Source organism: Exiguobacterium sp. EA-TM-5, assembly GCF_053878415.1.
Genome location: NZ_CM132670.1, coordinates 1,709,773 through 1,735,848 on the forward strand (window position 1 = coordinate 1,709,773; position 26,076 = coordinate 1,735,848).

General features: G+C 45.9%; 29 protein-coding genes. 27 read left to right on the plus strand and 2 right to left on the minus strand.

The window, feature by feature from the left end; genetic code table 11:
• Nucleotides 1-103 precede the first annotated feature (103 nt).
• Nucleotides 104-352, minus strand: coding sequence for a ferredoxin (locus tag ACV3PA_RS08730; protein ID WP_029342027.1), 249 nt, complete (start codon nucleotides 350-352; stop codon nucleotides 104-106).
• A 228-nt stretch (nucleotides 353-580) separates the two neighbouring features.
• Between ACV3PA_RS08730 and ACV3PA_RS08735 the strand changes: the two genes are divergently transcribed.
• The 8 genes from ACV3PA_RS08735 (at nucleotide 581) to ACV3PA_RS08770 (ending at nucleotide 8,473) form a co-directional block, all read left to right on the plus strand.
• Nucleotides 581-1,603: a YpbB family protein gene (locus ACV3PA_RS08735; RefSeq protein WP_053453749.1), complete on the plus strand. Its 1,023-nt coding sequence runs from the start codon at nucleotides 581-583 to the stop codon at nucleotides 1,601-1,603.
• Entirely contained in the window at nucleotides 1,603-3,033 is a 1,431-nt protein-coding gene (locus tag ACV3PA_RS08740) for a RecQ family ATP-dependent DNA helicase (protein WP_235504891.1), read from the plus strand. The genes ACV3PA_RS08735 and ACV3PA_RS08740 overlap by 1 nt, the downstream gene beginning before the upstream one ends.
• Before the next feature lie 43 nt (nucleotides 3,034-3,076).
• Nucleotides 3,077-3,271: a hypothetical protein gene (locus ACV3PA_RS08745; RefSeq protein ID WP_053453747.1), complete on the plus strand. Its 195-nt coding sequence runs from the start codon at nucleotides 3,077-3,079 to the stop codon at nucleotides 3,269-3,271.
• A gap of 71 nt (nucleotides 3,272-3,342) precedes the next feature.
• A complete protein-coding gene (locus tag ACV3PA_RS08750) occupies nucleotides 3,343-4,227 on the plus strand; it encodes a MerR family transcriptional regulator (RefSeq protein ID WP_053453746.1) in 885 nt (294 codons plus the stop codon).
• Between the two features lie 57 nt (nucleotides 4,228-4,284).
• The gene (locus ACV3PA_RS08755; RefSeq protein WP_053453745.1) at nucleotides 4,285-4,875 is read left to right on the plus strand and encodes an adaptor protein MecA; all 591 of its coding nucleotides are present in this window, start codon (nucleotides 4,285-4,287) and stop codon (nucleotides 4,873-4,875) included.
• Nucleotides 4,876-5,014: 139 nt separating this feature from the next.
• Entirely contained in the window at nucleotides 5,015-5,959 is a 945-nt protein-coding gene (locus tag ACV3PA_RS08760) for a D-alanine--D-alanine ligase (RefSeq protein WP_456124460.1), read from the plus strand.
• A gap of 134 nt (nucleotides 5,960-6,093) precedes the next feature.
• Nucleotides 6,094-7,359 (plus strand): Glu/Leu/Phe/Val family dehydrogenase, encoded by a 1,266-nt coding sequence (locus ACV3PA_RS08765; RefSeq protein WP_053453743.1) that lies wholly within the window; start codon nucleotides 6,094-6,096, stop codon nucleotides 7,357-7,359.
• A 124-nt stretch (nucleotides 7,360-7,483) separates the two neighbouring features.
• Nucleotides 7,484-8,473, plus strand: a complete 990-nt coding sequence (locus ACV3PA_RS08770; RefSeq protein WP_053453742.1) for a YpdA family putative bacillithiol disulfide reductase — start codon at nucleotides 7,484-7,486, stop codon at nucleotides 8,471-8,473.
• Nucleotides 8,474-8,525: 52 nt separating this feature from the next.
• On the opposite strand, the gene ACV3PA_RS08775 is transcribed toward ACV3PA_RS08770, so the two are convergent.
• Nucleotides 8,526-9,494, minus strand: coding sequence for an asparaginase (locus tag ACV3PA_RS08775; RefSeq protein WP_053453741.1), 969 nt, complete (start codon nucleotides 9,492-9,494; stop codon nucleotides 8,526-8,528).
• 167 nt (nucleotides 9,495-9,661) lie between these two features.
• Here ACV3PA_RS08775 and prsW point away from each other — a divergent pair, with 167 nt between their 5' ends.
• The 19 genes from prsW to ACV3PA_RS08870 all read left to right on the plus strand — a co-directional run bounded on the left by prsW (nucleotide 9,662) and on the right by ACV3PA_RS08870 (nucleotide 26,049).
• Nucleotides 9,662-10,339 carry a glutamic-type intramembrane protease PrsW gene (gene prsW, locus ACV3PA_RS08780; RefSeq protein WP_053453740.1) on the plus strand — a complete coding sequence of 226 codons (678 nt, stop codon included), beginning with the start codon at nucleotides 9,662-9,664 and terminating at the stop codon, nucleotides 10,337-10,339.
• A 19-nt stretch (nucleotides 10,340-10,358) separates the two neighbouring features.
• Nucleotides 10,359-11,015: a flagellar brake protein gene (locus ACV3PA_RS08785; RefSeq protein ID WP_053453739.1), complete on the plus strand. Its 657-nt coding sequence runs from the start codon at nucleotides 10,359-10,361 to the stop codon at nucleotides 11,013-11,015.
• A gap of 79 nt (nucleotides 11,016-11,094) precedes the next feature.
• Nucleotides 11,095-11,769 (plus strand): (d)CMP kinase, encoded by a 675-nt coding sequence (gene cmk, locus ACV3PA_RS08790; protein WP_053454549.1) that lies wholly within the window; start codon nucleotides 11,095-11,097, stop codon nucleotides 11,767-11,769.
• A complete protein-coding gene (locus ACV3PA_RS08795) occupies nucleotides 11,766-12,365 on the plus strand; it encodes a lysophospholipid acyltransferase family protein (protein ID WP_053453738.1) in 600 nt (199 codons plus the stop codon). The genes cmk and ACV3PA_RS08795 overlap by 4 nt, the downstream gene beginning before the upstream one ends.
• Nucleotides 12,366-12,467: 102 nt before the next feature.
• Nucleotides 12,468-13,601, plus strand: coding sequence for a 30S ribosomal protein S1 (gene rpsA / locus ACV3PA_RS08800; protein WP_053453737.1), 1,134 nt, complete (start codon nucleotides 12,468-12,470; stop codon nucleotides 13,599-13,601).
• A 123-nt stretch (nucleotides 13,602-13,724) separates the two neighbouring features.
• A complete protein-coding gene (gene der / locus ACV3PA_RS08805; RefSeq protein ID WP_053453736.1) occupies nucleotides 13,725-15,035 on the plus strand; it encodes a ribosome biogenesis GTPase Der in 1,311 nt (436 codons plus the stop codon).
• Nucleotides 15,036-15,049: 14 nt separating this feature from the next.
• Entirely contained in the window at nucleotides 15,050-16,075 is a 1,026-nt protein-coding gene (locus ACV3PA_RS08810; protein WP_456124461.1) for an NAD(P)H-dependent glycerol-3-phosphate dehydrogenase, read from the plus strand.
• Between the two features lie 18 nt (nucleotides 16,076-16,093).
• Complete coding sequence (locus ACV3PA_RS08815) at nucleotides 16,094-16,291, plus strand: DUF2768 domain-containing protein (RefSeq protein WP_231496841.1); 198 nt, start codon at nucleotides 16,094-16,096, stop codon at nucleotides 16,289-16,291.
• Nucleotides 16,288-17,022, plus strand: coding sequence for a hypothetical protein (locus ACV3PA_RS08820; protein WP_053453734.1), 735 nt, complete (start codon nucleotides 16,288-16,290; stop codon nucleotides 17,020-17,022). The genes ACV3PA_RS08815 and ACV3PA_RS08820 overlap by 4 nt, the downstream gene beginning before the upstream one ends.
• Before the next feature lie 85 nt (nucleotides 17,023-17,107).
• Nucleotides 17,108-17,380 (plus strand): HU family DNA-binding protein, encoded by a 273-nt coding sequence (locus ACV3PA_RS08825; protein ID WP_012370671.1) that lies wholly within the window; start codon nucleotides 17,108-17,110, stop codon nucleotides 17,378-17,380.
• 140 nt (nucleotides 17,381-17,520) lie between these two features.
• Nucleotides 17,521-18,099, plus strand: coding sequence for a heptaprenyl diphosphate synthase component 1 (locus tag ACV3PA_RS08830; protein WP_053453733.1), 579 nt, complete (start codon nucleotides 17,521-17,523; stop codon nucleotides 18,097-18,099).
• 22 nt (nucleotides 18,100-18,121) lie between these two features.
• The gene (locus ACV3PA_RS08835; RefSeq protein WP_456124462.1) at nucleotides 18,122-18,829 is read left to right on the plus strand and encodes a demethylmenaquinone methyltransferase; all 708 of its coding nucleotides are present in this window, start codon (nucleotides 18,122-18,124) and stop codon (nucleotides 18,827-18,829) included.
• A gap of 1 nt (nucleotide 18,830) precedes the next feature.
• Entirely contained in the window at nucleotides 18,831-19,793 is a 963-nt protein-coding gene (locus ACV3PA_RS08840) for a polyprenyl synthetase family protein (protein ID WP_053453731.1), read from the plus strand.
• Between the two features lie 93 nt (nucleotides 19,794-19,886).
• A complete protein-coding gene (gene ndk, locus ACV3PA_RS08845) occupies nucleotides 19,887-20,303 on the plus strand; it encodes a nucleoside-diphosphate kinase (protein ID WP_053453730.1) in 417 nt (138 codons plus the stop codon).
• 192 nt (nucleotides 20,304-20,495) lie between these two features.
• On the plus strand, nucleotides 20,496-21,272 hold the full coding sequence (locus tag ACV3PA_RS08850; RefSeq protein ID WP_456125959.1) for a CheR family methyltransferase: 777 nt from the start codon (nucleotides 20,496-20,498) through the stop codon (nucleotides 21,270-21,272).
• A gap of 19 nt (nucleotides 21,273-21,291) precedes the next feature.
• Nucleotides 21,292-22,446 (plus strand): chorismate synthase, encoded by a 1,155-nt coding sequence (gene aroC / locus ACV3PA_RS08855; RefSeq protein WP_053453728.1) that lies wholly within the window; start codon nucleotides 21,292-21,294, stop codon nucleotides 22,444-22,446.
• On the plus strand, nucleotides 22,443-23,504 hold the full coding sequence (gene aroB / locus ACV3PA_RS08860) for a 3-dehydroquinate synthase (protein WP_053453727.1): 1,062 nt from the start codon (nucleotides 22,443-22,445) through the stop codon (nucleotides 23,502-23,504). Before aroC ends, aroB begins: the two co-directional genes overlap by 4 nt.
• On the plus strand, nucleotides 23,495-24,751 hold the full coding sequence (gene aroA, locus ACV3PA_RS08865) for a 3-phosphoshikimate 1-carboxyvinyltransferase (protein ID WP_456124463.1): 1,257 nt from the start codon (nucleotides 23,495-23,497) through the stop codon (nucleotides 24,749-24,751). Before aroB ends, aroA begins: the two co-directional genes overlap by 10 nt.
• Nucleotides 24,752-24,786: 35 nt before the next feature.
• Nucleotides 24,787-26,049 carry a tetratricopeptide repeat protein gene (locus ACV3PA_RS08870; RefSeq protein WP_053453725.1) on the plus strand — a complete coding sequence of 421 codons (1,263 nt, stop codon included), beginning with the start codon at nucleotides 24,787-24,789 and terminating at the stop codon, nucleotides 26,047-26,049.
• Nucleotides 26,050-26,076: the final 27 nt, after the last annotated feature.

The following is a 26,076-nucleotide window of genomic DNA, read 5'->3' on the forward strand; positions in this document are numbered from 1 at the left end:
CCAATCGGCAACGTCCGGTTTTTTAAAACATGACCATTCATCGAGTTCGAAAAAGAGTGAATAAAAAAAGATGTTTCGCGAGGAAACATCTTTTTTTATTCACTTATTCGAATTTTAACGCATCGCCTTCGAATGATTCATCTGCTACTTTGATTGAATCCGTTGGGCATCCTTCGAATGCATCAATCATATCGTCGAATAATGCTTCTGGAATTTCGGCAGTACCATTGTTATCATCAAGAATGACATACGCCAAACCCTCATCATCATAATCATAGATATCTGGTGCCGCTGCTCCACAAGCACCACATGCGATGCATGTATCTTTGTCGACAATCGTAAATTTAGCCATTGAACGGTCTCCTCTCTATACGAAAACATTATTGAAACACGCTGTTCTCATCTATATGTCATTGTATCGGACTCATCGTTGCATTTCAATGACGAAGCGTAAGTGACAACAGAAAATGTATATATCATCACATGCCCGCAAATGGTATGTCTAAAACGTAACGAACGAAAATGGACAGGTATCATACCTAAATAGGTGAACAATAGAAATCAGAAGGGAGCGTGACATATGGAAGTTTCTTTACTGGAGCGTATTTTTCTGGAATCGATTCAGCGTCTTCGAAATGAACGATCGGATCGGAGTCTTTATCATGTTTTTCAAGGGAAGAAGTCAGCCACTTCCCTGCAAGATGCTCATTTTTATGATTTGGAGTCGACGTTCGGTACCGTTACAGTTAGTAAACAACGATTTGAATCGATCTTAACTGAGCTTGCCGAGAAACAGTGGATCGAACGGCAAGAGACATTGCGACTGACGAATGAAGGTACGCGACTAGTGGGTCAATCGAGTAGTGTAGTCATCGATCAATTAGGTGGTGAACTACGTGGATATGCCGAGATGATGTGGAAACGACTCAGTCTGCTCGTTCAAACGCTGATTTGTTTAGAAGCGAAACAACCGTTCATTCCCGTGCAACAGGAGACGATTGTTCGCGAATGGGTAAAGAGTGTTCTTCCAACCATTTCGAATCGATCGAATTGGTTACATGATATGCACCAAGAGTTAATACGGCTCTTTGAGCGTTTGCCAGAGCGAGAGGCGACGTTAATTAGTTATCGATTGTCTGGCGTGCAAGCAGGATGGTCCTATCCGCAATTGGCACACATGATGAAGGTGGATGTTGAGACTGTCCAGTTCGAATTTACAATCGCTTGGCGAAAGTGCATCGCTGACTTAGAAAAAGCACCACTCCTAAAACAGATCGGTGCTGATCTACACACATCTAAAATGACGCAGTCTGCTCAAACGACATGGGAGTTATTGCAGCAGGGAATATCGGTTGAAGATGTTGCGATTCGGAGACGACTAAAAAATAGTACGATGGAAGATCATCTCGTCGAAATCGCCATGTATGCTTCTTCTTTTCCGTTGGATCATTTTGTTATACCCGCTCAGCAAGAAGAAATTCGTCGTATTTCACAACAACTCGAAACTTACGCACTCAAGCGAATCAAAAGTGATATGCAGACAGACGCATCCTATTTTCAGATTCGACTTGTGCTAGCACGTAGCAAATGGGAGGGGATTTAATGGAAGCGTTATTGCATCGTCATTTCGGTTATGAAGTGTTTCGACCCGGACAACGCCCAATCATCGAATCCATCCTGAACGGACACGACACGCTTGCCATCTTGCCGACAGGTGGAGGCAAATCTGTCTGTTATCAGTTTCCTTCTTATGTCCAAGGTGAAGGACTGACATTGATTCTGTCGCCGTTACTCTCGTTGATTGAAGATCAAGTCATGCAAATCAAACGCAGGGGAGAACGGTCTGTCGCTAAGTTAACTTCTGTCGAGACGCGAGATGAGAAAGAACAGATCTTATCTGTCCTCGAACATCTTCGGTATCTTTACTTATCGCCGGAACAACTCGCATTACCGCAGATTCGAGCTCGCTTAAAGCAGGTCAACATCGCATTATTTGTCGTAGATGAAGCACATTGTATCTCACAGTGGGGACACGAGTTTCGACCGGAGTATGCAAGACTCGGTCAAATCCGGCAAGAACTCGGTTTTCCGCCATGCCTCGCCTTAACAGCAACCGCGACGCGTGCTGTGGAGGAGGATATTCGAACACAATTACGTATGCGTGACCCAAAAGTCATTCGTCGTTCTATTAATCGACCAGAACTCCAGTATGTCGTCGATTGCGTCGATCGAGATGAAAAAGATGCCGTACTACAACGATGGATGACACGCATCGCTCGTCCGTGCGTTATCTATACGACAACTCGTAAAGAAGCGGAACGGATTGCGGAAATCATTGAAGGAGCGACCTACTATCACGCTGGATTAACGATTGAAGACCGCCAGCTTGTTCAACAACAGTTTCTTCATGATGAAATTGATTGTCTCGTTTGCACGAGTGCTTTTGGGATGGGCGTTGATAAGGGCAATGTTCGATCGGTCATTCACTATACGATGCCTGCGACGCTTGAAGCCTATATGCAGGAAGTCGGACGCGCGGGTCGAGACGGAAAAGAGGCGACGGCCATTTTGCTGTATGCTGCTCAAGACGAGCAATTACAAACGTACTTGATTGATACACAATATGCACCCGCTCTATGGATTGATCAGTTGCAACAAGGCATGAACCGAGGTGAATCATACACTAAGATAGAAAGTCGTCTGCGTCTTAATCCGGAAGACCCGGCATATCGGCTCCTAAAGTCGCAACTCGAGAACGGTTGGTCGAAGGAACGCATTACCCAGTGGCAAACGGAACGTAAACAACTCAAACGACAAGAGGTCAAGCAAATGATGAACTATATTCACCGGAACGAATGTCGACGGACGATGTTATTACATCATTTTGATGAAGCGGCAGTCGTTCAACCCCGTTGTTGTGATGTATGTGGAACAATTGAGTGGGAAAATCCAGTGAAGAGAAAGATGCCGCAACCGGTAGATTGGAAAATACGTTTAGAACAAGTCTTTTTTTCATCACCATATTCGGTGTAAACTAGAAAATATCCTTATATTTTTCAAGAAAAGGTGATGAACATTGAGTAAACAAGATCAACGACGGTTGCATCAGAGCGAAGAGGATCAGTTATTGCCACCGCGTTCTTCGCGTATCGAACACGTTCGAAATGAACGATTAAAACAGCCATTTCGAAAAAATCCGCTAGCCATCACGCTGACGGTACTCATGATCACGATCATCATCGCCTTCGTCTCCATCGGTTTCATGATGTAAGGGCACATTGTGAACAGAGATTTTTTTCCTTTCAGCGTATACTAGAAAGGAAGGGGAAGGAGGCACGATGCATGGATCGTGGGAAATATAATATCAAAGCAGTCGCTGCGTTAGTGGGACTCAACCCGACGACCATTCGTGCTTGGGAGCGGAGATATCAGGTGCTCGATCCGGATCGAAGTGAATCCGGACATCGAATTTATAGTGATAACGACGTCGCGAAACTACGCTGGATCGTCGATAAACAAAAAGAGGGATTGTCTGTCTCTAAAGCAATTCAATTGTACGAAATGCCTGTTAATCGTGCTGAAGTACCGCACGATTACGGAGTCGAACTGCGAGATCAGTTGTTCCAGGCATTGACGAACTTTGAAGAACGACATGCGCATGACATCATGAATAAAGCATTCTCGATGTTTAGCTTCGATAAAGTCATTCAGGACATCGTCGGTCCACTCTTACATGAGATTGGAGTGAAGTGGGAGTCGGGAGAAATTACGATTGCGCACGAGCATTTTGCAACGGCATTTCTAAGAGCACGCCTCTCGACACTATCGTTACAAATGCCGATCAATCCGTTTTTACCGCGAATCGTCTGTGTGTGTGCGCCCGAAGAAGAACACGAACTCGGATTACTTTTCTTTACGCTTTATTTACGTCAATCTGGATTTGATGTTATTTTCCTTGGTTCCGGAATACCAGTCCAGGATTTAGTGACGGTCACCCATCAGTTGCAACCGAAAGCGGTCATTCTATCTTGCACGTTATCGGATCATTTACCGTTACTTGATGAAGCACTAGCACACTTGATGTCTGATTTTCCGGATCTTGAGATTGGTCTTGGTGGTTATGCGGTCGATCAGCTCCCGGAACGATATGGTCCACATTTGCTTGGTGCAGACGATCAATCTTGGAAAAGTTGGTTAAGTCGACTCACTCCGACAACTGGTGTATAGTATGGTTCATAACGAACGGAGACATCTGTGTTTCCGGTTTTGACTGGAGGAGTCTATATGAGGTTTGAACAAATGAAACAAGGACACCTTCGTGTCTTCATCACAAAGCAAGAGTTATCGCTTCACGACGTCCGACCAGAAACGTTGGCTGTCGGAAAGGGACAAGCTTTATTGCGTAACTTATTAGAAGAAGCTGAATCGAATTTTGGTTTTCAGGCAGCAGGAACACTCGAATTTTTCGTCACGTTCTTCCCAAATGACGGTATGCTCGTTGATGTACGCCGTGAAGGTGATTTACCGGAAGAGATGAATGAAGAGTTCGATCAAGTCGAAATCCGGATGACAGTCGACATCGTCCATCACGTCTTGTATGCTTTGCATTCGCTCGAAGATGTCATTCAGGCGAGCCATGGGTTATTACGGCATATGACATATACGGAGACAGGCGGTAGTCTTTATTTCTTCGAAGGCAGCTATTATCTTTATTTCCAGGAACGAATGAACGACGCATTAGAACGTACGGTGACGACGATTCTATCGGAATACGGTGAACCGAGCCCGAAAAGTCCGCTTGTCATGGCGGAGTATGGAAAGACGATTCAGTCGGAACATGCCGTTGCAACGATTGCTGAACAGTTCAACATTTAAAACATCAGGTGTGATGTTGCCTCTTAAGGCAATGTCGCACCTTTTTATCTTCTGTCCGAAGTGGCACCATTTTGTATTTTTTCATAGTCAGAAGGATGGTATGATAATCATTGAACGTAAGAAGAAGGAGTGAAGTAGGATGAAAGTGGCAGTGTTATATGGTGGGACTTCGGGTGAACGGGAGGTTTCATTAAACAGTGGAAAATCGATCATGGAAGCATTAAACAGTAAAGGACATCAGGTCACGGCTGTTGATTTCCATCCTGATCGGGCACATGAACTCTTCCAACTCGATGTAGATGTGGCTGTCATCGCTCTTCACGGAAAGATTGGTGAAGATGGACGCGTGCAAGCGTTACTTGAACTTGCAGATATTCCATACACAGGTTCAGGTGTTTTAGCGTCAGCACTTGCGATGGATAAGGCACGATCAAAAGTTCATTTTGATAAAGCAGGTATTACGATTGCGCGCGATGTGTTGTTAGAGCGTCAAGATGATATCGAAGAAAAAATCGCGGAATGGAATGGACAATTTCCTTGTGTCGTTAAACCAGCGCAGGAAGGATCATCCAACGGATTGACGATTGCACAAGATGAGACGATGTTACGCGAAGGAATCGCTAAGGCATTTGAAGCAGATGATGCGGTGCTCGTCGAGCAATTCATTAAAGGACGCGAAGTGACGGTTCCAGTCGTTGGTCACAAAGGGGCAGAAAAAGCATTACCTGTCATCGAGATTATTCCGAAGAATGCCTTTTATGACTATGAGTCAAAATACGCAATCGGAGGTTCGGAACATATTTGTCCTGCTGAACTTGACAAAGAGACGACAGCGAAACTGCAGGAATGGGCTGTTAAAGCACATCAAGTACTCGGTTGTGCAGGATACTCACGATCTGATTTCCTTGTTCCGGAATCCGGAAATCCAGTCATTTTGGAGACGAATACACTCCCTGGTATGACTTCAACAAGTTTATTCCCGGACGGCGCACGGGCGGTAGGGATCGAATATCCGGAATTGGTCGAATATTTCATGGAACTTGCAATCGAACGACATCGTCAAACAAAACAGCCGAATCAATGATATCCTAATAAAAGAAGTGGGAAAGCGCTTACAAATATAGGCGTAACCCCTTTCATTACGTTCGAGAAAAGAGTATACTTTATCCGAACAAGGAAACGGCATAGGGGATGCCACTTATGGGGAGGAACGTTGGAATGATCACTGACCAACAACATGCGAATCACCGCAAGAACGTACTGGAAGCGACACAAGAAATCGTCAAGGAAGCACTAGGAAAACTAGGGTATCCGGACGAAATGTATGAATTACTTAAAGAACCACTTCGGATGTTAACAGTTCGGATTCCGGTGCGGATGGATGATGGTTCGACAAAAATCTTCACAGGATATCGAGCGCAACATAACGATGCCGTTGGACCAACGAAAGGTGGAATCCGTTTTCACCCGAACGTGACGGAAGTCGAAGTCAAGGCATTATCCGTCTGGATGAGTCTAAAGGCGGGTATCGTTGACTTACCATATGGCGGAGGAAAAGGCGGCATCATCTGTGATCCACGTGAGATGAGCTTCCGTGAAATTGAACGTCTTAGCCGTGGGTATGTCCGTGCTATCAGTCAAATTGTTGGACCGACTAAGGATATTCCAGCTCCTGACGTCTTTACGAACTCACAAATCATGGCATGGATGATGGATGAATACAGCCGAATCGATGAATTCAACTCGCCAGGCTTCATTACAGGGAAACCACTCGTCCTAGGTGGCTCACATGGTCGCGAGACAGCAACGGCGAAAGGTGTCGCAATCATGATCCGAGAAGCAGCTGCTAAAAAGGGTATCACGCTTGAAGGCGCACGTGTCGTCGTTCAAGGATTTGGGAATGCAGGAAGTTTCTTATCGAAGTTCATGTATGACTTAGGTGCAAAAGTCATCGCGATCAGTGATGCTTATGGAGCACTTCATGATCCGAACGGACTTGATATTCCATATCTTCTCGACCGTCGCGACTCGTTCGGAACAGTGACGACATTGTTCAAAAATACGATTTCGAACAAAGAATTGCTTGAACTCGAATGTGATATTCTTGTTCCAGCAGCAATCGAGAATCAAATCACAGAAGACAACGCGCATGATATCAAAGCAGCGATCGTCGTCGAAGCGGCTAACGGTCCGACGACGAACGAAGCGACGAAAATTCTCGCTGAACGCGACATCCTGATCGTTCCGGATGTTCTAGCTTCGAGTGGTGGTGTAACGGTTTCTTACTTCGAGTGGGTACAAAACAACCAAGGATACTATTGGACAGAAGAAGAGGTCCACGAGAAACTCGAGAAAGTCCTCGTCAACTCATTCAACCAAGTCTATCAGACAGCGCAGACGCGAAATGTCGATATGCGTCTTGCTGCTTACATGGTCGGCGTCCGGAAGATGGCGGAAGCATCTCGTTTCCGTGGTTGGGTCTGACGTAATATGTGCTACACCCGTTCCTTATGATGAGGAGCGGGTGTTTTACTGTTGCAATTTCTTTCGTCTCTGGATGAGATTTGCTAAGATATAAAAAAAAGCAACCGGAAGAGGAGATATTCGAATGTTAGATTGTATCGTAATCGGTGCGGGACCGTGTGGGTTATCTGCAGCAATCGAAATGCAAGATCGAGGACTAGACGTCGAAGTTCTCGAAAAGGGAAATATCGTCGAAGCAATCTATCGTTATCCGACGCATCAAACGTTTTTTTCAAGTAGTGAGAAATTAGAAATCGGTGGTGTACCGTTCATCAATAAGGAATTAAAACCACGACGTCTCGATGCTCTCGTGTACTACCGAGAAGTCGTCAAACGAAAGAAGTTGACGATTCGTCCATTTGAGACGGTCGAGCACATTGAACGTCAAGCGGATCATTTCATTATCCATTCAGAACGTTCTGGGGAAAAAAGACGCCGAGAGGCGCGTTCCGTTGTGCTTGCGACAGGTTATTATGGATTACCGAACCGCATGGACGTTCCAGGAGAAACGTTGCCTCATGTATCGCACTACTTCACGGAAGGACATCCGTATTTTGATCAGGATGTCGTCGTCATCGGTGGGAAGAATTCAAGTGTCGATGCAGCAATCGAACTTGAAAAAGCGGGAGCACGTGTGACCGTTCTTTATCGGGGGCCGGAATATAGTCCGTCCATCAAACCGTGGGTGTTGCCGAACTTCGAATCACTTGTTCGTTCAGAAAAGGTCAAGATGATTTTTGATGCAACGATCGAAGCGATTACAGAGCAAGAAGTCGTTTATCAAATAGATGGCGACAAACGGACCGTCCGTGCCGATTTTGTATTTGCGATGACAGGATATACACCAGACATCGGTTTGTTTGCTGATACGGGTATCACGATTGATCGTGAGACCGGCATTCCGAGTCATGATGAAGAGACGATGGAATCGAACGTACCGGGTATCTATATTGCAGGCGTCGTTGCAGCAGGATACGATGCTAATAAGATATTTATTGAAAATGGACGTTTTCATGGTGAAAACATTGCGAACCATCTCGTCGAACGGTTACGTGGTGCATCAATCCAAGCCTAAACAAAACCTCTCGATTCGGAAAGTAGATGTCCGGATCGAGAGGTTTTTTCATTTATTCAACACGGAATGACTCTTCAAGTTCTGGTTGTGACGCATCGATTTCAAGTTCAACCATCAACTTAAGGCGTGCTTTTTGCGAATTCAGTCCATTTGAGAAAATGACACCGAGTTCTTTTAATTGTTGTCCTCCACCCGTATAACCGTAAACGTCTTGAACGATTCCATTGAAACAGCGACTGACGATGACGATTGGCATGACGGTAATCAGTTCGGCGATCGCATCGACGATACTTGGAGGAACATTCCCTTGACCGAGAACTTCTAGGACGAGTCCGTCATAACCGAGTTGTTTTACGGCAAGTAATAAATCTGGTTCCATACCGGCATAGACTTTTAGAACGGCGACCCGTTTTGAGAGTGACGTCACCATATGTGTTTGCTTCAGAAGCGGTGTGTTGAATAAATAGACGTGGTCCTTCGTCACCATTCCGAGATTTCCGAAATGAACGGATTTAAACGTATCGACGGATGACGTATGCGTTTTCGTGACGTTGAATGCTGAATGAATTTCTCCGTTGAAGACGACAAGGACACCTTTTCCACGAGCGGCTTCACTGACGGCGACGCGAAGAGCTGTGATCAAATTAAACTCGCCGTCAGATCCGACTTCATTGGAAGAACGCATGGCTCCTGTCAAGACGATCGGAATAGGAGCACCAAGCGTCAAATGTAAGAAATAAGCAGTTTCTTCAAGGGTATCCGTACCGTGGGTGATGACGACGCCATCATAGTGTTCTTTTGCTAGCTCACTCTCGATGAAATGCGCGAGACGGAGCATGATGTCAGGTGTCATATGCGGAGAAGGCAAATTTGCGAAGTGACGCGTCGTGATGTTGGCGATATCTGTTGCTCGCGGAAGTGAAGCATCGAGTGGATTGATGTCATTCGGTAAGACGTGACCGGAGTGATCTTGCGCCATGGCAATCGTTCCACCCGTATGAATGAGTAATAATGATTTCATGTTAAATGGTCTGTGTCAGAAGACAAAAGACCTTCACCTACTTTCTATAACGTATTCGATTCGTTCTTCCATATTGTAACCTTTTTCCCTCTTGAAACAACGAGGACGTTTTCTTTTTTCCAAGAAACCTTTATTCTTATAAGGAGGAAGAAAGGGGGAGAGGAAGCGTGGTTCAAATCGTTTTCTCCGGAGTTGCCCCAGGCATCGCACTCCTAACTTATTTTTATCTACGTCACGAACATGAATCGGAGCCGGTCGGATATATCCTCCGTAGTTTCATCTTTGGCATTTTACTCGTCTTTCCCTTGATGTTCATCGACTATATTATCCAAACGGAATTTGGCGGACGTGAAGAGGTGAAATTGGTCCGAACAGCAGTTACAGAAGAGTTTGCCAAATGGTTCGTCGTCTTTTATACGGTTTATATTCATCAGCGTTTTAACGATTATTACGATGGTATCATCTATGCGGTCGCGTGTTCTCTTGGATTTGCAACACTTGAGAATATTTTATATTTGATGGTGAATGGAACCGTCGAACATATGCTCTTCCGTGCCTTGTTGCCAGTATCTGGGCATGCTTTATTTGCGGTCATCATGGGGTTCTTCATGGGGATGGCGAAATTCTCGCCTCATCCTTACCGGTGGTTATCATTATCGATTGCGCTTCCGGTATTTGCGCATATCTTATTTAATTTGTTAATATTGGAAAATGGTGGTATATCTTTTTTGCCGATTGTCTTCATGATGATCTTATGGACAATCGGATTATTTCAAGTAAGAGGTGCCAATCGCTTGAATCGACGATTTAAACGAAAAAAACAACATTCAGATGGCATCAAATAGAGAGTAGGAGCGAAGTAGTATGATGGAAATCGGGGATTTGGTAATGCTTTCGAATAGTGAGGATCGACAAGGTCGCTCAAAGGTAACGGCTGTGACAAACCGTTTGATATGGATTGAAGCACCGAGTGAGGTCGCGACGCTAAAAACATTCATTTTGTCAGAGCAAGAAGAAGTGTCTTTTTATTTCTTTAAGGAAAAAGGTAAATTATTTGGTTTTGATACGGTCGTCGTCGAACGACAAAACGATCCACTTCGTGGTCAACGATATGCTTTAAAACGACCGAAGGACGATCAAATCGAGCGAATCCAACGGCGTCAGTTCGTTCGAGTGCCACAAATACTGGATGTCGCCGTACACCCACATAAAACGCAATTCGATCCGTTCACGACAGTGACGCTCGATCTATCAGCAGGCGGAATGATGATTTTATCAGATCAATTACCGATTCAAAAAGACGAAGAGGTAGAGATGACATTCATTTTACCTACTGGTGAAGGGGTATCAAGTACACTAGACGTTGTTGCTGAACTCGTTCGAATCGATCGTCGTGAAGAAAGATATGAATTAGCATTCCAATTTACGATGATTCCTGACAGAAGTCGTGAACTTGTGTTGCGTCATTGTTATCAAATGCAAATGAAAAGTTCAAGAAGGGGCATGAATCCATTCACCTGACCGTATTTTTTTGCTATGATAACGTTCGGAAGAATGAATCCCTATCAATTAGAGGGAAGATGGAAGGACAGGATGGATGATGATGAAAAAGATTCAAATCGCTTTAGATGGACCAGCGGGTGCTGGGAAAAGTACGATCGCAAAACAATTGGCAGCGCGCCTTGACTATGTATATATCGATACAGGAGCTATGTACCGAGCTGTGACGCTAGCAGCACTTGAACAATCGCTTGATCTCAACAATGGTGAAGTGCTCGGTGAATTGATGAAATCGCTGGATATTCGTTTAACACCAGGTGAAAACGGGCAACGTGTCTTTATTGGTGATCGCGAAGTGACGGATGCGATTCGTTCGATCGAAATCACGAATAATGTCTCGTTCGTCGCTCGACAAAAAGAAGTCCGGGCTGCGCTTGTTACGGCACAACGGAAATTAGCTGAGCGCGGTGGCATCGTCATGGATGGACGTGATATCGGTACAGTCGTGTTACCTGATGCAGAATTAAAAGTCTTTTTGACGGCAACCGTTGAGGAACGAGCAGCTCGTAGACATCGTGAAAACATCGCGCGTGGGATGGATAGTGACATCACGATTCTTCAAGAAGAGATCGCGTTACGTGATAAACGAGACAGTGAGCGTGAAGTATCGCCATTACGCCAAGCGGACGACGCGCTTTATCTGGACACGACAGAGATGACGATTGATGATGTCGTCGTCCGATTGATGGAACTAGCAGAAGGTGTTTTAAAATGAAACGTCAAGATACCGTTTATCGAATTGCGCGGTTCGTCGTCTGGGTCATTGCCAAAATAGTCTTTCGTGTGAAGGTGACGGGGCAAGAGAACATTCCAAAGGATGGGTCTTTACTCGTCTGTGCCAATCACAGTTCGAACTGGGATCCGGTCTTCCTCGTCAGTGCGATCCCACCGAAGCGTGCGGTTCGTTACATGGCAAAAGAAGAATTGTTTAAAGTTCCTGCCTTAAAACAGTTGATGATTGCGGCAGGAACATATCCTGTCGGTCGCGGTCAAGGAGATCGTCAAGCCTTAAAGCGAACGATCGAGTTATTGAATTCGGATGAAACTGTTGGTATTTTCCCGGAAGGAACACGTTCTGCACCAGGTGAATTCACTTCAGCGCAACCGGGTGTTGGATTCTTCGCCTTGCGGTCGACTGCTCAGATTTTACCGATTGCTATCATCGGATCATACCGTCCTTTTAAACGGATGCACGTCGCAATCGGAAAACCGGTTGATATTTCGGATTTACGTGATCAACGTGGGGCAGCAAAATCGATTTCTGATCGAATCATGGACGAAATCAAATCCGTCTACTTCAATCACGCTTAATACCTTGACAAATAGTCAGAATTGTAAGAAGTTAGAAGCAGGATAAACGTATTGACATGTGTCATGCGTTTCTTGTACTCATCGTGAGGAGGTTGTTTTGGAATGGTCGAAGAAATGAAAGATATGCCTGATTTTGAAATTCATCGGGACCAGGTAGTTACCGGAATGGTCGTGAAAATTGAAGACAAGCAAGCACTCATTGATATCGGATATAAAACAGAAGCCATCTTACCGATTAGCGAAGTATCGAGTCTCCATCTTGATGACATTCGTGGCGTGTTGAACGTCGGAGATGAACTACAAGTGAAGGTCAAGAAAATCACGGATGAAGAGGTTGTCGTCTCAAAACGAGAAATTGACGCACTCAAAGCGTGGGAGCAAGTAGAAGAGAAGTACAAATCAGGTGAAATCTTTGAAGTTGTCGTCAAAGACATCGTCAAAGGTGGTCTCGTTGTTGATATTGGCGTTCGAGGATTTATTCCAGCGTCGCTCGTCGAGCGGCATTATGTCGAGGATTTCTCAGACTATATCGGTCGTTCGATCGAAGTTAAGGTCGTTGAACTCGATCAAGAAAAGAACCGTGTCATTCTCTCGCATAAAGCAGTTGTTGAAGGTGAATTGAATGCGAAGAAAAAAGAGACACTTGAAAATCTAGAAGTGGGTCAAGTCCTTGAAGGAACGGTCCAGCGTTTGACAGATTTCGGCGCGTTTGTAGATATCGGTGGCGTCGACGGACTCGTTCATATCTCAGAAATGGCGCATCATCGTGTCGAACGTCCTTCAGATATCGTCACGGAAGGTCAAAAAGTCGAAGTTAAAGTACTTGGTGTTGACCGTGATACTGAGAAGGTCAAGTTATCGATTAAGGAAACACAACCGGGTCCATGGCAACAGATGGAAGGGAAAATCGAAGCTGGGGATATCGTCAAGGGACGTGTACGCCGTCTCGTCCAGTTCGGTGCTTTCATTGAACTTGCGCCACAAGTAGAAGGACTTTTGCATATCTCACAAATTGCAAACCGCCATATTGGATCGCCTTCGGAAGTACTCGAAGAAGGGCAAGAAATTGAAGCGAAAGTATTAGAAGTGCGTCTCGATGAGCATAAGATTTCGCTATCAACACGTGTTCTTGAAGAGGAAGAAGCGTCTTCTGAAGACTACTCAGATTACACGAATCAATCAGAAGGATTTTCTGTTGCTGATTTGACAGAAGAGGACTCAGAGGCGAAAGAATAAAGCATGACACAAAGCGGACACAAGCGTGTCCGCTTTTTATATGCGGTTTGTTATGGTATATGAGAGTTTGATTTGATACAATAGAACGGCTATGAAGCGAGAGAAGAGAAAGAAGGTGTTGGGATGGCAATTCCAGTCGTGGCGATCGTAGGTCGCCCAAATATCGGAAAGTCGACGATTTTTAACCGGGTGATTGGAGATCGGGTTTCAATCGTAGAAGACAAGCCAGGCGTTACCCGCGACCGTATTTACGGAACTGGAGAATGGCTGAATCGTCATTTTCATTTGATTGATACAGGTGGAATCGAAGTTGGGGATGAGCCCCTACTTCAAATGATGCGTCATCAGGCGGAGCTCGCCATTGATGAAGCGGACGTCATCATTTTCATGGTGAATGGACGCGAAGGAATCACAGCAGCAGATGAGGAAGTTGCGAACATGTTATTCCGTTCGAACAAACCAGTCGTCGTAGCTGTCAACAAAGTAGATAATTTTGAAATGCGTGATTTAATGTATGAATTCTACTCTCTTGGATTCGGAGACTTGTTCCCGATTTCTGGTACGCATGGTCTTGGTCTTGGTGACTTACTTGACCGCGTCCTTGAACTTGCACCAGATAAAGAAGAGTTGGAATACGATGAAGGTACGATTAAGTTTGCCTTGATTGGTCGCCCAAACGTTGGGAAATCAAGTATGACGAATTCGATTCTTGGTGAAGAACGTGTCATCGTCTCGAGCATCGCTGGTACGACACGTGATGCCATCGATACACCGTTTTCGCGAGATGAACAAGAATACGTCATCATTGATACGGCAGGGATGCGAAAACGTGGAAAAGTCTATGAATCGACGGAACGTTTTAGTGTCATGCGTGCACAAAAAGCAATCGAGCGGGCGGATGTCGTCTGTGTCGTTCTTGATGGTGAAGAAGGTATCATCGAGCAAGATAAAAAAGTAGCAGGATATGCGCATGAAGCAGGACGTGCGATCGTCATCGTCGTCAACAAATGGGACGCTGTCGAAAAAGATGATAAGACGATGAAGAAAATGGAAGAAGAAATTCGTGAAGAATTCCGTTTCCTTGACTATGCACCTATCGTCTTCGTTTCGGCGAAAACAAAACGTCGCTTGCAGACTTTATTACCAGTCATTCAACAAGCTGCGCACAGTCATGCGCAACGGATTCAGACAAGTGTCTTGAACGATGTCATCGTTGACGCTGTCGCGATGAACCCAGCGCCGACAGATAAAGGGGTTCGTCTTCGGATTAACTACGCGACTCAAGTCGCGTCACGACCACCAACGTTCGTCTTATTCGTTAATGATCCAGAATTGCTGCACTTCTCTTATAAACGATATCTCGAGAACCGGATTCGGGAAGCATTTGATTTTACAGGTACACCAATCCGGATTTTAGCTCGTCAAAAACAATAATGAGGTGAGTCAGTATGACCAAAATCGCAGTCATCGGAGCGGGAAGCTGGGGAACAGCCCTCTCGCTCGTCTTAGCTGATAATGATCAGGAAGTCATTCTTTATGGTCGTGAGCAAATTAATGTTGATCGAATCAATGAGCATCATGAAAATACGCAGTTCTTGCCAGGTGTTGCGTTACCAAAAGCATTAAAAGCAACGACAGATCTCAAAGAGGCGGTAGAAGGGGCGACGCATATCTTAATCGTCACACCATCCTCTGCGATTCGAGCAGTTTCTCGTCAATTAAATGAGCTGTTGACGGAACCGGTTGTTCTGATCCATGCATCGAAAGGGATCGAGCCGAAGACACATCTTCGATTGTCAGAGTTAATCGAAGCAGAGGTCAATCCAGCGAAGCGTAAAGCTATTTGTGTATTGACGGGTCCTTCACATGCTGAAGAGGTTGCGTTACGTAAACCAACGACGGTAACGATTGCATCGGATGACTTAGAAGAAGCAGGGCGTGTTCAGGAACTGTTCACGAATGAAAACTTCCGTGTCTATCTGAATGCGGACATCATTGGTGCAGAACTCGGTGGTGCACTGAAGAACATTATTGCGCTTGCCGCTGGTATGACGGATGGTCTTGGTTATGGTGACAACGCGAAAGCAGCTCTGATTACACGTGGGATGGTCGAAATGGCGCGTCTCGGTACGATGCTTGGAGCTAATCCGATGACGTTTACTGGATTGACGGGTATGGGGGACTTGATCGTTACCTGTACATCGGTTCATAGTCGAAATTGGCGTGCGGGGAATGCCATCGGTCGAGGTGAAAAATTAGAGACTGTGCTTGAAAACATGGGAATGGTCGTTGAAGGCGTTCGTGCGACCCAAGCGGCGTATGATTTAGCGGAGACGAAACAGTGTGAACTGCCAATTACTTCTGCTCTCTACCATGTTCTCTTTGACGGTCATACACCTGAAGAAGAAGTCAAAAAGTTGATGCAACGACCACAAAAAAATGAGATCGAGCATCTCTTCACGACGAAAGATTAACGGAGTGGGGTGGAAACCTTGAGTCCAGGATTATTAAAAATGTGGATTTCGTTCGCTGGCATCGGACTCTTTGCGATCAGTGTCTTACTGGTCACCGTCAGTCGGACGAAGTTGAAAGGGATATGGCAGATTCTTGTATCAACCTTGGCATTCGTTTGTTTCATCGTCGCGTCAATCATCATGGTATTCATCGTCATGGCGGGGCCGAGCGCATGAAAAAATGGTTCGTGCTATTCATGCTCATTCCGGTGACGTTATTATCCGGCTGTCTCTTTCCGGATAGCCAAAAACCGTCTAACCGTGTACCGTATCCGCAACAGTTACGTACCGTTCAGGATGCTGTCGATGCATATCAAAAAGATACAGGTGTACTACCAATCAAGACGATGGAAGCCGATACTCCGCTTATGGAGCGTTACCAAATCGAACTTGGGCGGTTGATACCGCGATATATGAGTGATCCACCAACGAACAGCTTCGAAGGTGGGGGAACGTTCATTTACTTGCTTGTCGATGTCGAGACGAAACCAACCGTTAAGTTGATGGATTTACTTGTTGCGGAAGAGTTACAAAAACTTCAAGTCCGAATTGATGCTTATCGGAAAAAGAATGATAAGTATCCCTTCAAAGGTTCATTTGGTAAGAACCAGTTTACACTTGACTATAAAAAATTATTTATCAAAAAAGAACCGACCGTTCCAAGTCCGTACTCAGATGAAAAATTATCGATTTATGTCGATGGTCAAGGACGACTCTTCATCAACTATTTGCCAGAGTTGAAGAAAGCGGTGCAAACTGCGAAGAAAAAGCCGAAAGTTGGTCAAGATATTCGGTATTTACTCTATGAAGATCAGCCTTTTGTTCCTGCCTATTCTCAAAGCTACACGATAAACGAAAAAGGCGAACCTGTGTTTTCAGAGAAATCGAGCGAAGAATCTGAAAATTGAACGTTATTTACACGAAAATGTTGTAATAGCAACGTTTATGGGGTATGATTACCCTCGAAGAAGTGATTGGGAGGGGGTGAAAGTAATGAACAAAACTGAACTCATTCAAGCAGTCGTCGAAAAATCAGGTCTTACGAAAAAAGACGTGACGAAAGTTGTCGAATCAACATTCGAATCGATCACTGAGACACTTCAGTCTGGAGAAAAAGTCCAATTGATTGGATTTGGTAACTTCGAAGTCCGTGAGCGTGCAGCCCGTAAAGGTCGCAACCCACGTACGAAAGAAGATATCGAGATTCCAGCAAGCAAAGTACCTGCCTTCAAACCAGGTAAAGCATTGAAAGATGCTGTGAAGTAATCCGGCTACATAGTCGCCCGAGATTTTCTCGGGCGGCTTTTTTGTGGACATTCAGAAGCGTGAAAGCCCACCGATTATGGTATATTAAAAAAGAAGAACGTCCATCAACGAGATGGCACTGGAGATCGGGGGGTAAAAGCATGGAACAACATGAGCTGCGCGTGGATGAAATCATCACTGCACTCACCACTAAACAAACGACACGATTGGCTCGACATGTGGATTTCCCTTCCATCGATCGTGAACAGATCAGTTGGTTGATTGATGTCGCTCAGCATGACACGTTGGACGCTGAGGCACTTGTCAAAGCGATTCATTTCGCACAAGTCGCCTTACGTTTGCATGAGCGTGTCAATGAGACGCAACGTGGTTCGAAGGAACGGCAGCTTCTTGTGTTAGCAGGAGATTTATTCTCGAGCTATTTCTTTGAACAGTTAGCTGGGTTGCCAAAAGAGATTCTCGTCTCACTCGGACGGACCATTCAACGTGTCAATGAAGCGAAGTGTGCCTTACACGAAATGAATTATGAATCGACGGAAGAACGGGTTCTCTTATGGTTAACGGCAGAGTTCGGCTTAATGCAAGGACTCGCGGCAATCACCAAACGAGAATGGCTGACACGACAGGGGCGGCAGATCATTCAGCAACAGGCAGAACAATTAGATCTGGTCGCACAGAAATTACTGTTATCACATCTCGAGCAGATGGCGGTAGCATGAGATCTTGGAAAGGGTGAGCAGTGTGCAGACAAAAGATAAAGAGAAAAAAGTATATGAAGTATTCCAATCGATATCTTCGAACTATGATCAAATGAATTCGGTCATCAGTTTCCGATTGCATAAATTATGGAGACGCGAGACGATGCGCCGGATGCAAGTCTTCCCAGGTGCTAAATGTCTCGATCTTTGTTGTGGAACAGCGGATTGGACGATTCAACTGGCGAAAGCAGCAGGTCCGACAGGTGTAATCAAAGGACTTGATTTTTCAGAGAACATGTTGAAAGTCGGCGTGGAAAAAGTAGAGGCGCTTGATATGAAAAACATCGAGTTGATTCATGGAAATGCAATGGATCTTCCATTTGGCGATAATTCATTTGATTACGTAACAATCGGCTTCGGTTTACGAAACGTACCCGATTACCTACAGGTCATCAAAGAGATGCATCGTGTCTTAAAACCAGGTGGAACGGTCGTTTGTCTTGAAACGAGTCAACCGACTGCTCCGATTTTCCGCGAAGCGTATTCGTTATACTTCGGAAAAATCATGCCGCAAGTCGGTCGATTGCTTGCAAAATCATATGATCAATATAACTGGCTACAAGAATCGACGGAAGTATTCCTCGACCGCGTCGAACTGAAACAACTCTTCGAACAAGCAGGCTTCATGCAAGTGGAAGTCAAAGCATTCGCGGGTGGGGCTGCTGCGATGCACCTTGGGAAGAAGTGGTGAGATGTCACTGCATTCCATATACCGTGATGTCACGAAGGAAGTTAATTTAGTCGATCGTTTTCTGATCAATCATATCGCTTCTGAAGAACCAACGATCGATGCAGCAGGAAAACAATTGCTGAAAGCTGGTGGGAAACGAATTCGACCAGCATTCGTCTTGCTCGCATCCAAGTTCGGTGAGGCAGATCGAGATGAACTGATTCGTGTAGCGGCAAGCCTTGAACTTGTCCATATGGCATCACTCGTCCACGATGATGTCATTGATGACGCAGAACTACGTCGAGGAAAACCCACCGTCATGCAATATTTTGATGAGGAAGTGGCGCTGTATTCGGGCAATTATTTGTTTGGAGAAGCCGTTCGGTTGATTGGTGAAGTCGGGAAGCCGGAACTGGTCCAAGTCATGGTTCATACGATGCGTGAAATTTGTGAAGGTGAGATTGAGCAAATTTATGACCAATACGATTGGGAACAGTCGATTAAACGATATATCAAACGAATTGAACGAAAGACAGCTATTCTGATTGAAGCGAGCTGTCATCTGGGTGCAATTGTTGCGAATTGTTCTGCAGCCGATACGAAAGCGTTACGGTTGTTTGGGCGAGATATCGGACTCGCTTTTCAAATTGCTGACGACTTGCTTGATTTCACAGCGAATCGTACAGAACTTGGTAAGCCGGTAGCAGAGGATCTGCGTCATGGACACAAAACATTACCTGTCTTTTATGGTGCAGAGAATGCTACCTTTTACGAACGTCTTTCGCAAATCGAGAGTATGCCAACACATGAAGAAGTAGCACCGTTGCTGTCGTTTCTTCAAACTTCAGGCGCCCTCGAACGGACGCAACAAACGGTCGATCACTATATCCACCGTGCGATCAAACGTCTTGAACCATTACCTAAATCATCAGCCAAACGATCGCTTGAAGAAGTAGCACGCTACGTTGGAAAACGAAAAGGATGAAGATTGTCAAAAATTTCTTGCTGTTCTTCACAAAAGCCAGTAAACTGACTATGTAAGCGCTTTTCTAAAAGCATTTCATAGGGGGAACTAGAGATGGAACAGACATTTTTGATGGTTAAACCAGATGGCGTAGAACGTGGATTGATTGGGGAAATCATCGGACGGATCGAACGCAAAGGATTCATCATTCGCGAAATGAAAATGATGAATGTTACAGAAGAACTCGCAAAAGCACATTACGAAGAGCATGCTGAGAAACCGTTCTTCGGAGAGTTGGTCACTTTCCTCACATCGGGTCCTGTTGTCGCACTTCGCGTCGAAGGAACAGACGTCGTTGCTGTTTCTCGTTTGATGATTGGGAAAACAAAACCTCTAGAAGCAGCACCTGGAACGATTCGTGGTGATTTCGCGAACACGATGAGTGAGAACGTCATTCATGGTTCGGATAGTATCGAAAGTGCGGGGCGTGAGCTTACGCTTTGGTTTCAAGGACAGCCAGTCAACGCGTAATACATGAATAAAAAGACAACGGGGAAGGGATTCGATTTGATCGAATCCCTTTTGTCGTATTCTTGTAAAACGGAATGACCAGATTATCTAATTGCTTTTTGGAATGCCTATAGCTTTATGCTACTATAGAAAATAAGTTGAACTGGTCATGGAGATGACCATTCGATATCGAGAGTGAGCGAGGTGTGCCAATTGGAAGATTATGAACTTTTCATTCAACGGTTCAAGACCAAATCAGGGATTGATCTCGGTCAGTATAAAGAAGCACAGATGAAACGGCGATTGACAGCGTTACGTGATAAAAAAGGCTACAGTACATTTGCGTCTTATATGCAGGCAATGGATAAGAGTACATCGTTATACGAAGAATTTTTAGATCGGATGACGATCAACGTCAGTGAATTTTTCCGTAATCCGATACGTTGGCAACAATTAGAACAAGACATCTTACCGATCCTTGAGTCGCGCGCACACGGACGTATCCGGACATGGAGCGCAGCTTGTTCGACCGGAGAAGAACCGTACTCCCTTGCGATGATTTTAAATGAACGGCTCGACCCGTCCGCTTTTACGATTCAAGCAACGGATTTGGATGATCTCGTCCTTGAAAAGGCAAAGCTTGGACGATACGGCGCCTCCGCTTTGAATGAAGTCGTAGAAGCGCGCAAAAAGAAATATTTCATTGAGCAAGAGCAGACGTTTGAAGTCGTTCCTGAAATTAAGCGACTCGTTCGTTTTAGTAAACATAATCTGTTAGGAGACCGGTACGATACGGGATTTGATCTAATTATCTGCCGCAATGTACTGATTTATTTTACAGAAGAAGCGAAAGCACATGTCTATCGTTCGTTTGTCGATGCCTTAAAACCGGGCGGAATTCTTTTCGTTGGTGGAACGGAGCAAATATTCCAACCTGAACGATTTGGATTGAAGATGAAACAAAGCTTCTTTTACGAAAAAATCGGTTGAACAGAAAGGGATGAAGCGAATGCGTTACATGACAGCAGGAGAATCACACGGAAAAGGGTTGACCGTCATTATAGATGGAATGCCGGCAGGACTCACGATTGATTTCGAAGCGATTCAGCGCGAGATGACGCGTCGCCAAGGTGGATATGGACGCGGTCGACGGATGCAAATCGAACAAGATCAAATTGATGCACGTGGTGGGATTCGTCATGGATACACGACGGGATCACCCATCAGTTTGTTCATCGAAAATAAGGATCATGCGCACTGGACACAAGTCATGCAAGCAGAACCGCTTAAAGAACAGCTGGAACGTCCTCGGACGTTGACACGCCCGCGTCCCGGACATGCTGATCTCGTGGGAGGTTTGAAGTACGGTCATCGTGACTTACGCGACGTACTAGAACGTTCCTCAGCTCGTGAGACGGCAGCACGTGTAGCCGTCGGCGCCTTTGCTAAACAATTACTTCATGAACTCGGTATCGAAGTGTTCTCGCACGTCCGGTCGATCGGTGGAATTGATGCACCTTGGAAAGATCCAGTTGAACATCAGGAAACGATTGATGCTTCACCCGTTCGTTGTGCGGATGAGGTGGCAGGACAACGGATGATGGAAGAAATTGATGCGGCTAAAAAAGAAGGAGATACACTTGGTGGCGAGATTGAAATCGTCGTTACGGGCATGATGCCAGGAGTCGGTTCTTTCACTCAAAACGACCTCAAACTCGACAGTCGAATCGCACAAGCTGTGATCAGTGTCAATGCGATGAAATCAGTCGGTTTTGGGGATGGGTATGAACTTGGTCGTCGTAAGGGTAGTACTGTCCAGGATGAAATCATTCATGATGCATCAGGGTATCAACGACGAACGAACCATTTAGGTGGAATCGAAGGCGGGATGTCGACAGGGATGCCAATTCGTGTCCAGGTAGCAATGAAGCCGATTCCGACGCTCTATCGTCCACTTCAATCGGTTGATATCGAAACGAAGGAAGCGTTTACGGCACAAATCGAACGAAGTGATGCCTGTGCGGTTCCTGCTGCATCCGTGGTCCTTGAAGCCGTCGTTGCGTTTGAAATCGCGGTCGCTATCCTTGAAATGTTCGGGACATCCACACTTGATCGTCTTCAAGCTGCTGTCGCTGCCTACAAAGAGGAGGTTCGGACGTTTTGATCGAGCTCGATATTCGGTTGAATGCGTCATACCCTGTACTTATTGGAGCTGATACTCTATCGCGGCTGTCGCATCTCCCGGCTCTTCAAGCTGCGGATCAGATCTGGATCATCACGGATGAAACGGTACATCAGTTGCACTTGAATACATTACAAAAGGCGTTAGCGGCTACATCTGTTTCGGCAGCTATTCATATTAGCACGGTTGCGGCTGGGGAACAGAGTAAGTCGTTAACGACCTATGGTTCGTTATTAGAAGAGGGAATCCGTTTCGAGATGACGCGTCACAGTATCATCCTTGCGTTTGGAGGTGGCATGATTGGCGACTTAGCAGGATTCGTTGCTGCCACTTTCTTGCGTGGTATCCCGTTCATTCAAATTCCGACGACATTGTTAGCTCACGATTCAAGTGTCGGTGGAAAAGTTGGTTTGAACCTATCTCTTGGGAAAAACTTGGTCGGTGCATTTTATCAACCGAGTGGTGTCGTGTATGATTTGGCGCTTCTTCAGACATTACCGGACCGGGAATGGCGAAGTGGCTTCTTTGAGTTAGTCAAGCATGGATTCCTCGCGCGTCCGTCGTTTGCAGACACGTTACTTGATGTCTCACTAGACGCCGTCAAAGGACTCGATCTAGAAGACTGGCTCGCCCGCGGCATTAGCGTCAAACGCGATATTGTCGAACAAGATGAGACGGAGCAAGGGATGCGGGCGTTCTTGAATTATGGGCACACGTTCGGTCACGCTGTCGAATATGCTAGTCCTGGTCTTGCGCATGGAGAAGCAGTAGGGATTGGACTCGTGTTCGTCAAATTCCTTGAAGGAAACGAAAAGCAGGCAGAACAACTCGGACGATTGCTTCGTCGTCTTGGTACGGTATTACCAAAGCGGAGATCATTTACAACGTATCTTAAACTGATGCGTCGCGACAAAAAGAATCAACAAGCAACGATTCGATTCGTCCTTGAGAAGGAAGGACGATTCGTCCTAGAGGCGATGAGCGAAGAACGATTGCGCCAAGCATTTAATCAAACTGTGAGGTGTTTAGAATGGGCTTAAGAGGAACAGTACAAGTACCAGGCGATAAATCAATGACACATCGTGCCTTCTTGTTCGGAGGAATTGCTGAAGGAACGACACGTGTCAGAAATGCACTCGAAGGAGCCGATTGTCTCGCTTCACTAGATGCGATGCAGTCACTTGGTGCACATGTCGAGCGAACACCAGAGGAAATTCGAATCACTGGAACGGAGACGTTTCAAGAAGCGACGATCGACTGCGGAAACTCAGGTACGACGATTCGTCTTTTAAGTGGTATATTGGCTGGCGGTCAAGCGACGTATGCACTCGATGGAGATGATTCATTGCGTAGACGCCCGATGAAACGGATCACGGAACCACTTGCTTTATTTGGGGCGAACGTAACTGGTGAAACTGCGCCACTACACATCACAGGCACTCCGCTTGTCGGAACGACGTATACGTTACCCGTTGCAAGTGCCCAAGTGAAAAGTGCTGTGTTGCTCGCGGGTCTTCATGCGACAGGAGAAACGACGGTCATCGAGCCGATCTTGTCTAGAGATCATACGGAGCGGATGTTGCCGCAATTTGGTGTCGACATATCGATTGATGACTTCGAAGATGGTCGTCATATTCGCCTCCAAGGTCCTGTTCGTCTGCAAGCGACGTCACTCGACATTCCAGGTGATCCGTCGTCAGCAGCGTTCTGGTGGACAGCGGCAGCAATCGGACAAGATAGTCGCATCACGACGACGCACGTCTTGATGAATCCAACGCGTATCGGTTTCTTACAAACGTTACGACAAATGGGTGCAAGTGTCGAAATCAATCACCGTTCGGAAGCAGGCGGAGAAGAGACAGCAGATGTGACTGTGGAGACGACATCGTTGCAGGCGGTCACGGTCGAAGGCGACCAGATTCCTTCCTTGATTGATGAAATTCCATTGCTCGCGTTACTTGCGACACAAGCGGATGGACGAACGGTCATTCGGGATGCGGAAGAACTCCGCGTCAAAGAGACGGATCGTATCGCAACGGTCGTGGCGGCATTAAGTCGTCTCGGGGCAAACATCGAAGCGACGGATGACGGCATGATCATTGAAGGTCCAACTCCCTTATTAGCAGCTGAAGTGGATAGTGCGGGCGATCACCGGCTCGCGATGATGTTGACGATTGCGGCGACGATCAATCCGGAAATTAACGTTCATGGACGCGAAGTAGTTGAAGTCAGCTATCCAACGTTCTATGATGATTTAAAGAAACTTCAATCCGACCGTTCTGAATAAGATACAGGCGGATAACAGAAAGTGGGGCGCTTGCCTTGAATGAACAACTATTGAATGGCATCATCGAAGAATTAGAACACGGTCATACTTCGGAAGCTTTAGCAGCATTAGAACAACTTGAAAAGACAGGAACGGATGAGGACCGCCTCGCCGTTGCCGATCTCTATATCGAACTCGGATTATCTGACCGAGCGGTTGATCTCTTAGCACCGCTTTATGTCGAATACGCGGGTAACGCAGGAGTTGCCTTGTTACTGGCGGAGTGTTATATCGATTTGGATCGCGAAGAGGAAGCGATTTCCGTGCTCGAGCAGGTTGATACGTCGGACATGGAATACGGTCCCCGTTCGCTCGTGTTACTCGCAGATCTCTATCAGTCACAAGGACTCGACGAAGTGGCATTAGCGAAATTGAAGGAAGCACGTAATCTTGCGCCGGAAGAACCGTTGCTCGCTTACGGATTAGCTGAGCTCTACATGACGCTTGGCGCTTTCGATCAAGCAGTACCATTATTCGCTGAAATCGCAGAACGTCCGGAGTTACGTGCTGAATTGCCACTCGATGCCCTTTATGCGGAATCACTTGCGATGACAGGACAGTTTGAAGATGCGATTCCACTGTATGAACGTGCCGTTGCGGAACGGTCTGACTTGCATACGTTGTTTGGTCTTGCGATGACGGCTCACCGAGTCGGTCAACACCAAAAAGCGGTCGAGACATTCCAACAATTGATTGCGCAGGATCCAGATTATACGTCTGCGTATGTTCCATATGCGGAAAGCCAAGCCGAACTCGGTCTGACAAAAGAAGCACTGAACGTAATCAAGCAAGGGATGGAGCGTGACGATTACAATGACGAATTGCGGACGATGGAAGCCTTATTCCTTCTGAAGCTCGGTGATCGCGCAGGAAGTGTACAAGCTTTACGTGAGGCACTTGCCTTGAATCCTGAATCGATCGTTGCGGCGGAACGTTTGTTATCGTTACTTGCTGAAGACGAGGACCATGATGCGATGATCGAAACGATCTCAGCCATCGAAGAACACGTGACGGCTCCGATTTTGACATGGTATCGGGCACGTGCTTTATATGCCTTAGAGGAATATACACAAGCGATGGAGAATTATGCGATAGTCGAGGGCGCATTTACAGAAGACGCGCTCTTCTTGAAAGAGTATGGTTTTGCACTCGTCGAGGAAGGACGTCGTGAAGAAGGACAACGTCTCCTCCGTCGTGCTGCCCAGTTGACACCAGAAGATAACGAACTCGTTGACTATGTTGAACGAATGGATGGATGACTTCACGGGAGAAGGGAGTAGGATTGA

What these genes read in the sequence shown, in the direction of transcription:
- ACV3PA_RS08730 (WP_029342027.1), bottom strand. Translation starts at nt 352, where the DNA reads ATGGCTAAATTTACGATTGTCGACAAAGATACATGCATCGCATGTGGT.
- ACV3PA_RS08735 (WP_053453749.1), top strand. Translation starts at nt 581, where the DNA reads ATGGAAGTTTCTTTACTGGAGCGTATTTTTCTGGAATCGATTCAGCGT.
- ACV3PA_RS08740 (WP_235504891.1), top strand. Translation starts at nt 1,603, where the DNA reads ATGGAAGCGTTATTGCATCGTCATTTCGGTTATGAAGTGTTTCGACCC.
- ACV3PA_RS08750 (WP_053453746.1), top strand. Translation starts at nt 3,343, where the DNA reads ATGGATCGTGGGAAATATAATATCAAAGCAGTCGCTGCGTTAGTGGGA.
- ACV3PA_RS08755 (WP_053453745.1), top strand. Translation starts at nt 4,285, where the DNA reads ATGAGGTTTGAACAAATGAAACAAGGACACCTTCGTGTCTTCATCACA.
- ACV3PA_RS08760 (WP_456124460.1), top strand. Translation starts at nt 5,015, where the DNA reads ATGAAAGTGGCAGTGTTATATGGTGGGACTTCGGGTGAACGGGAGGTT.
- ACV3PA_RS08765 (WP_053453743.1), top strand. Translation starts at nt 6,094, where the DNA reads ATGATCACTGACCAACAACATGCGAATCACCGCAAGAACGTACTGGAA.
- ACV3PA_RS08770 (WP_053453742.1), top strand. Translation starts at nt 7,484, where the DNA reads ATGTTAGATTGTATCGTAATCGGTGCGGGACCGTGTGGGTTATCTGCA.
- ACV3PA_RS08775 (WP_053453741.1), bottom strand. Translation starts at nt 9,494, where the DNA reads ATGAAATCATTATTACTCATTCATACGGGTGGAACGATTGCCATGGCG.
- ACV3PA_RS08785 (WP_053453739.1), top strand. Translation starts at nt 10,359, where the DNA reads ATGATGGAAATCGGGGATTTGGTAATGCTTTCGAATAGTGAGGATCGA.
- cmk (WP_053454549.1), top strand. Translation starts at nt 11,095, where the DNA reads ATGATGAAAAAGATTCAAATCGCTTTAGATGGACCAGCGGGTGCTGGG.
- ACV3PA_RS08795 (WP_053453738.1), top strand. Translation starts at nt 11,766, where the DNA reads ATGAAACGTCAAGATACCGTTTATCGAATTGCGCGGTTCGTCGTCTGG.
- rpsA (WP_053453737.1), top strand. Translation starts at nt 12,468, where the DNA reads ATGGTCGAAGAAATGAAAGATATGCCTGATTTTGAAATTCATCGGGAC.
- der (WP_053453736.1), top strand. Translation starts at nt 13,725, where the DNA reads ATGGCAATTCCAGTCGTGGCGATCGTAGGTCGCCCAAATATCGGAAAG.
- ACV3PA_RS08810 (WP_456124461.1), top strand. Translation starts at nt 15,050, where the DNA reads ATGACCAAAATCGCAGTCATCGGAGCGGGAAGCTGGGGAACAGCCCTC.
- ACV3PA_RS08820 (WP_053453734.1), top strand. Translation starts at nt 16,288, where the DNA reads ATGAAAAAATGGTTCGTGCTATTCATGCTCATTCCGGTGACGTTATTA.
- ACV3PA_RS08825 (WP_012370671.1), top strand. Translation starts at nt 17,108, where the DNA reads ATGAACAAAACTGAACTCATTCAAGCAGTCGTCGAAAAATCAGGTCTT.
- ACV3PA_RS08830 (WP_053453733.1), top strand. Translation starts at nt 17,521, where the DNA reads ATGGAACAACATGAGCTGCGCGTGGATGAAATCATCACTGCACTCACC.
- ACV3PA_RS08840 (WP_053453731.1), top strand. Translation starts at nt 18,831, where the DNA reads ATGTCACTGCATTCCATATACCGTGATGTCACGAAGGAAGTTAATTTA.
- ndk (WP_053453730.1), top strand. Translation starts at nt 19,887, where the DNA reads ATGGAACAGACATTTTTGATGGTTAAACCAGATGGCGTAGAACGTGGA.
- aroC (WP_053453728.1), top strand. Translation starts at nt 21,292, where the DNA reads ATGCGTTACATGACAGCAGGAGAATCACACGGAAAAGGGTTGACCGTC.
- aroA (WP_456124463.1), top strand. Translation starts at nt 23,495, where the DNA reads ATGGGCTTAAGAGGAACAGTACAAGTACCAGGCGATAAATCAATGACA.